The following is a 6021-nucleotide window of genomic DNA, read 5'->3' as shown; positions in this document are numbered from 1 at the left end:
GACCAGGGACAGGGTGGAGTGGGTCACCGGAGGCGCGGGCGGCACGGGCGCCTTCGGCGTCTTTCCGGGCGTGGCCGGAGCCGTGGCCGTCTTGCTGGCGGTATCCGTGCCCGGCGTGGATTCGTTGTTCAGGGTCTGGGTGGTGCCCACCTTGGTGCCGGTGCCCGCGTCCGTCGTGGCGTTGGGCGTGGACGCGGCGGGCGCCTTGGCGACGACCTGGAAGGGCATCAGGACCACGGCGCCGAGGGCGAACAGCGCACCCTTCAGCCACCGGCGGGGATGGGTGGGGATGACATCGACATGTTCCAGCATGCGGAGCCTCCTGTGCAGCGCGTGAAGGTGGGCCGACGCCCCAAGCGCCGCTGCGCTGCCCGGGGGCCGGGTGATGCCAAAGGCGATGAGCAATTCGCCGTAGTCCGCGGGCTCCGCGCCGGTGAGGCGCAGGGCCTCCGCATCGCACGCCTCTTCCCGGGCGAGCGCGTACTCGCGGGCCGCCTGACGCGCGAGCGGGTGGAAGAAGAGGACCGTCTCCGCCAGCGCCGGCACCCAGCCCAGCCACAGGTCCCCGCGTCGCAGGTGCGCCACCTCATGGGCGAGCGCCATGCGCAGCGCGTCCTCGGGCAACTCACGCACCGCCTTCGAGGGCAGCACGATGACCGGCGACAGGAGCCCCGCGGCCAGCGGGCTCGCCACCTCGTCCGAGACGAGCAGCAGGGGCGGACGGCGCAGGCCCGCTTCGCTCGCGAGGAACTCCGCCTCTTCTTCCAGCGTCGGGTGCTGGAGGGGCCGCGCCCGCTGCCGCATGCCGCGCACCTGCTGCCACGCACGGACATGGCCCCGCACCTGCCAGACGACCCCCGCGCCCCACAGGGCGAGCAGGGCCCACGCCACACCCACGGCCCAGGGCCATGAGCGGAGCGACCGCATCGGATCCGCGAGGAAGGACGCAAGCCGCGGGCTTTCGTCACCGGTGGCGACGCGCCGAGGCTGCGCTGACGTCGCGGCGAAGGGCACGGGCCGTCCCGCGTCCCGCTGGAGGGTGAGCACCGACGTCTGGGATTGAGCCCCCTGCGTCTGCGATTGCGGCTCGGGGCTCCGCGCACGCGGGCTCACGGAGGCCACGGTCTCCGCGGGCAGCAGCGCGAGGGGCACCGGACGGGGCCAGCCCAGCGTCAGCACGAACTTGAGCGCCACCAGCCACCACAGGCCCGCGCGCAGGGACGCGGGCAGGCGCGGCACCGCCTTCGCCAGCACCCACACCGCCAGCGCGCAGAGCGCCCCCTGCCACGAGGCGCGCCACAGGGACTCCGACCAGGACGACCACCACGGCATCACGTGCAGCAGGTCCACGGGAGTCATCGGCTCACTCCTTCCGCTTCTGCCGCAGGCGGGCCACGACGTCCTGGAGCTGCTTGAGCTCCTCGTCGGACACGTCCTCGGTCTCGGCCAGGTAGGTGACGAACGGCGACAGCGACCCGGAGAGGGTGCGCTGCACGAAGTTCCCTACGACGTCGCGCAGCAGCTCTTGCGTCGCCACCGGCGAGGCGTACTGGAACACCCCGTCCACCTTCCCGCGCGTCAGGTAGCCCTTCAGCCGCAGCCGCTCCATCACCGTCAGGATGGTGGAGCGCGCCAGCCCCTGCGCCTCACCGAAGCGCTCCGCCACCTCCCCCACCGTCGCCGGCCCGTGCTCCGCCACGTACCGCAGCAGCGCGAGTTCCTGCTCTCCCACCGGCTTCTTCATCCGTCCCATCCTTCTTGGCGACACCTGTAGTCACGAAGAAGGTACGACTGACTACAGCCGTAGTCAAGCGCCTGTCACGAAGGGGGTGAAGCCGGGGCAAGGCGCACGGCACCTGGCGCCCGCCCGCCTGACCGCCCAGGAGCGGACCGGGGGGCGACGGCCCGTGTGTGTCCTTGTCTCTGTCCGAAGGACAACCAGATTTCCGGAAGACGAAACCCGACTCCCACTTGGAGATCTCCCATGAAGCTTCCCCTGATGGCGGCCCTCGCCGCCCTGTCGCTGTACGGTTGCGCCGGTCAGTCCGCCAACACGCGCGAAGCCTCGTCACCGGAGGCCGGTGCCATGGGCGGTTCGGGCAGCGCGGGCGCCGCCTCGGAGGCGTCCAGCAGCGAGGGCATCAGCTCCGACGCCGCCGCCTCCGACGAGTCGCCCGGCGAGACGGGCAACGTGAGCGACCTGGAGAAGCGTGACCGCATGGACGCGCCCACCGTCTATGACGGTGAGGCCACCGGTGGCAGCGGCGCCGCGGACGAGGCCGTGAAGACGAAGGACGGCCAGAAGTGGGACGTGCAGCAGAACACCCCCACCGACCTGGGTGACGCCCAGGCTCCCGCGGGCTCCGTCAACCAGAACAAGGACAGCGACGGCACCGGCGGCTCCGGCGCCGGTGACGACAGCAGCGCCGGCAAGAGCGAGATCAAGGACGAGTCCGGCGCGCTCAACAGCGACACCGACGACTCCAGCACCGATTCCAAGGTGGACACGGACGCCACGCCCGATCCCACCAACTAGCCCTTCGGGGTGAAGACGGATACCCGGTAAGGCCCGCAGCCTGGGCCCTGCCGGGTCTTCGTCTGTGCACCCCACGCGTCTGTGCACCCCACGCGGCGCCAAGTAGAGTGAGCACCAATGACTGGTGCTCCCTTCGTGGCCCTCCTCGCGCTGCTGCACTCCCAGTCCTCGTCGATCGAGGAGGTTCCCAACGAGGAGCAGGAAGCGGCGGCTCCCGCCTCCTCGGGAGGCATCGGCTTCCGGGCGCTCCTGGAGGTGGGCCCGCTGAGCTTCCCGTCCGGGACGCCTGGCGGAGAGCAGGACCTGTTCGCGTACGCGTACCCCTCCCTGGGCGTGGATGGCGGAGAGGACTTCGCGTTCATGCTGGGCGCCCCGCTGCGCTTCCGGCTCTTGGACAACGCGCCCGAGCAGAAGGACGAGGACTACGGCGCGTGGCTCCGGCGCCAGGACTGGGACGAGCGCAGCGACTACGGCCAGGTGGTGCGCCTGCTGCGCATCGGTGACGAGTCCGGCCGCTTCGGACTGCGCGTGCAGCCCTTCCTCGAGGAGTCGCTGGGGCGCGGCTACCTGGTGAACCGCTACGACAACCAGCTCTCCCCGGACTACCACCCGGCGGGCGGCACGGTGTCTTTCGCGGCGGGGCCCGCGCGGGTGCAGCTGCTCGCCAGCGACGTGCTCGCCGCGCGCATCTTCTCCGGGGACCTGCTGCTCGACGTGGGCCGCCTGGTCAGCGGCAGCGAAGCGAACTTCGATCGCTACCTCGTCCGCGCCTCCGCGGCGCACGACTTCGGCGAGGCCGGAGGGGTGACCCCGGAGGCCACGGTCGCGTCACTGGGCGGCGAGTTCGCCATGTACAAGGGAGAGCGGCTGCGCTCCTGGGCCCTGCTGGCCGGCGGCGCGCGGCTCAACGGCGGCGCGCAGGACGTGGGCGGCCTCCTGGGCGTGGCGTTCGAGGGCGCCTTCAAGGGCACGCAGCTCAGCGTCACGCTGCAGGGGCGTCGCCAGGGTGGCGGCTTCCGCTTCGGCTTCTTCGGCGCGGGCTACGAGCTGGCGCGCTTCTCCGCGGTGGGCCTGTCCGAGGAGCCCCAGGCGGACCAGCGCGTGCCCAAGGACTTCTCCGGCTACATGGAAGTGTCGGTGGCGCGCGGCGACGGGCCGGACTCGACGGAGGTCGTGGCCAGCGGCTCCGTGGAGTACTCGGCCTTCGGGCGCACGGACGGGGACCTGTCGCTGAGCTTCAGCACCCCGGGCGGCGGGACGCGCGGCATCGCGCGGGTGGTGGTGATGGGCCTGGGTGACCGGCCCCGCTACTCCGTGGCGGTGGAGGCCCGGCAGCGCGTGCTCCCCGCGATGTACGTCTGGGCCTCCGGCGCCACCGTGCACTTCCCGCAGCCGGATGGCGCGCTGGTGCCCGGCGTGAGCGCGGGTGCCGGCGTGGGCGTGGACTTCGCCCGACGCTGAGACTTCAGGGGCCCGCCGTCCCGCCCTCTTCCTGGGCGGGAGCGCACGGCAGGATGGCCCGGTGCGGAGGCGCGGCGCACGACGGGCCCACCAGCCAGCGCGACAGCAGCCGCACGCCGGAGGCGAACAGGCCGTCATCGCCCTTGTGCAGGGCCTCGAAGAGGGACTCGTCCAGCACCGACTCCTCGGGGTCGATGAGGAAGTCCTCCGGCTCCAGCGGCTTGAAGAGCGGGTTCTGGTCGAACACCGTCTCCAGCGGGTGCGGACGCAGGCGCAGGTGCCCTTGCTGGGCCACCCGGTCCAGCATCTCCACCATCTGCTTCGCCTCCACCAGCGGGCGCAGCGCGGAGACACCGGCGAGCCCCGCGTGTTCGGCCATGAGGGACACGCGCACGCGGCGGATGGCGCGCGACACCGCGTCCCCGGGCGCTTCCGCCTCCCAGCTCAGGTTCAGCTCCGAGTCCAGGCCCAGGCTGCGGTTGGTCGTGTTGGCGGAGCCCACCGTCATGAAGGTGTCGTCCACCACCATCACCTTCGAGTGGATGTACGTGAAGACATCCGAGCCGTCGTCGGCCTTCGCCGCCGAGCCGTACACCGCGAAGCCGTGGCCCGTCTCGCGGGCCACCTCGCGCAGCGCGCGCAACAGGCGCACCTGGGCGACGCCCATGGCGATCTGCTCGCGCAGCGCCTCCGGCTGACGGGGCAGCACCAGCATCACCTGGAGCCGGCCGCGGCCCGCCGCGCGCATGCGCTTGACGAGCGCGTCGTAGATGGCGCGCGAGGAGAAGTACTGGTTCTCGATGTAGATGAAGCGTTCGGCCGCGGCGATGGCGTCCACGTACAGGGCGCGGATCTCCTGCACCTCCTCCTGCGGCGGGAGGATGGTCTTGCCGAAGGTGCGACTGATGGCCACCGGACCCGGAGGCGCCGGCATGGTCGCTTCAAAGGAGATGTCGTCGCGCGCCACCGGCTCCAGGTGGATCTCACCGCCGCCCGAGTGCGCCCAGCGCGCCTCGAACAGCTCCGCGAGCGGCTTCACGGCGGGGCCCGTCAGCACCGTCTGCACGTCGTGGTAGGGACCGTGCGGGTCGCGGCCGGAATCACAGCGCAGCTTCGAGCGCGCGGGATGGTCCCGGTCGTCCCAGCGACAATCACAGACATCCATGCCACCGGTGAACGCCTGCACGCCGTCGATGACGACGAGCTTCTGGTGGTGGGCCGCGTAGAGCGGACTGGACGCGTCGAAGCGGAACTTGAGCCGCTCGTTCGTGGTCCAGTTGAACAGCAGGTGCTGCATCCACTCGCGCTCCATCGCGAGCAGCAGGCTGAAATCCCAGGCGAGGATGTAGACCTCCAGCTCCGGGTTCTCCCGGCACATCTGGTCCAACAGCGGCAGCAGCCGGACCTCGCCTCCCTGGGCCTCCTCCAGGTCTTCGCCGCGCAGCAACGTCACATCGCTGTCGAACTGCCAGCCCGTGATGACGATGGAGCGGCGAGCCTTCCGGATGGCCCGGTACAGCTCTCGGTAGTAATCCCGGGCGTCCACCAACACGCCCGCGTCATGCGTCTCCGTTCGCGTCCAGTAATTGCGTCCGGGGATGAGGATGTTCGTCACGGAAGTCACCTGGCCTTGGGAGTCGCGTCCCGGAAAGTGGAATCAACCTGTCCGCGCCCGGCCGGCGGAACAATCACCCCACGAAAACGATGTGCTTGCCGGTGGCAAGGGTCATGTCAGGCGAGGAGACGACCTTGGCCACCTTCCGCGCCTCGCCCCCCACGGTGTCGAAGGCAGCGGCGATCAGGTCGCCCAGGGTCACCTGCACGCGCCTGGCCTGCTTGCCCGCGTTGGACACGGCCTTGACCGTCTTCGCCTTCATCTGACGGGCCTTGCGCTGAATGGTCTGTCCACGCTGCTGGGTCTTGGTCGCCATGGTCTTGGTTCTCCGTCGATGAAGGTGTGTGTGCCGTGTGTGCTGCCTGTACCGCCCCGTGCTGCCCGTCCTGCTTGCTGCCCCGTCCTGCCC

The 6021-nt window shown here is 70.9% G+C and carries 6 protein-coding genes; 2 read left to right on the top strand and 4 right to left on the bottom strand.

From position 1 onward, the window contains the following. The coding region (locus D7V93_RS35980) for a M56 family metallopeptidase (RefSeq protein WP_244237710.1) at positions 1–1359 on the bottom strand (1359 nt) is incomplete at its 3' end. A gap of 4 nt (positions 1360–1363) precedes the next feature. Beyond that, the gene (locus D7V93_RS35975) at positions 1364–1744 is read right to left on the bottom strand and encodes a BlaI/MecI/CopY family transcriptional regulator (RefSeq protein ID WP_120647661.1); all 381 of its coding nucleotides are present in this window, start codon (positions 1742–1744) and stop codon (positions 1364–1366) included. Positions 1745–1984: 240 nt separating this feature from the next. Between D7V93_RS35975 and D7V93_RS35970 the strand changes: the two genes are divergently transcribed. Together D7V93_RS35970 and D7V93_RS35965 are read left to right on the top strand one after the other, a co-directional pair. After that, a complete protein-coding gene (locus D7V93_RS35970; protein ID WP_120647660.1) occupies positions 1985–2536 on the top strand; it encodes a hypothetical protein in 552 nt (183 codons plus the stop codon). A gap of 117 nt (positions 2537–2653) precedes the next feature. Continuing rightward, positions 2654–3997, top strand: coding sequence for a hypothetical protein (locus D7V93_RS35965; protein WP_120647659.1), 1344 nt, complete (start codon positions 2654–2656; stop codon positions 3995–3997). Between the two features lie 4 nt (positions 3998–4001). Here D7V93_RS35965 and D7V93_RS35960 read toward each other — a convergent pair whose 3' ends face one another. Next, complete coding sequence (locus D7V93_RS35960; RefSeq protein WP_167509536.1) at positions 4002–5612, bottom strand: phospholipase D-like domain-containing protein; 1611 nt, start codon at positions 5610–5612, stop codon at positions 4002–4004. A 73-nt stretch (positions 5613–5685) separates the two neighbouring features. Next, positions 5686–5928: a chaperonin gene (locus D7V93_RS35955; protein ID WP_120647657.1), complete on the bottom strand. Its 243-nt coding sequence runs from the start codon at positions 5926–5928 to the stop codon at positions 5686–5688. Positions 5929–6021 lie beyond the last annotated feature (93 nt).

The organism is Corallococcus llansteffanensis, from assembly GCF_003612055.1.
In the GTDB taxonomy this organism is placed as follows: Bacteria; Myxococcota; Myxococcia; order Myxococcales; family Myxococcaceae; genus Corallococcus; species Corallococcus llansteffanensis.
This window is presented reverse-complemented; position numbering and strand designations above follow the sequence as displayed.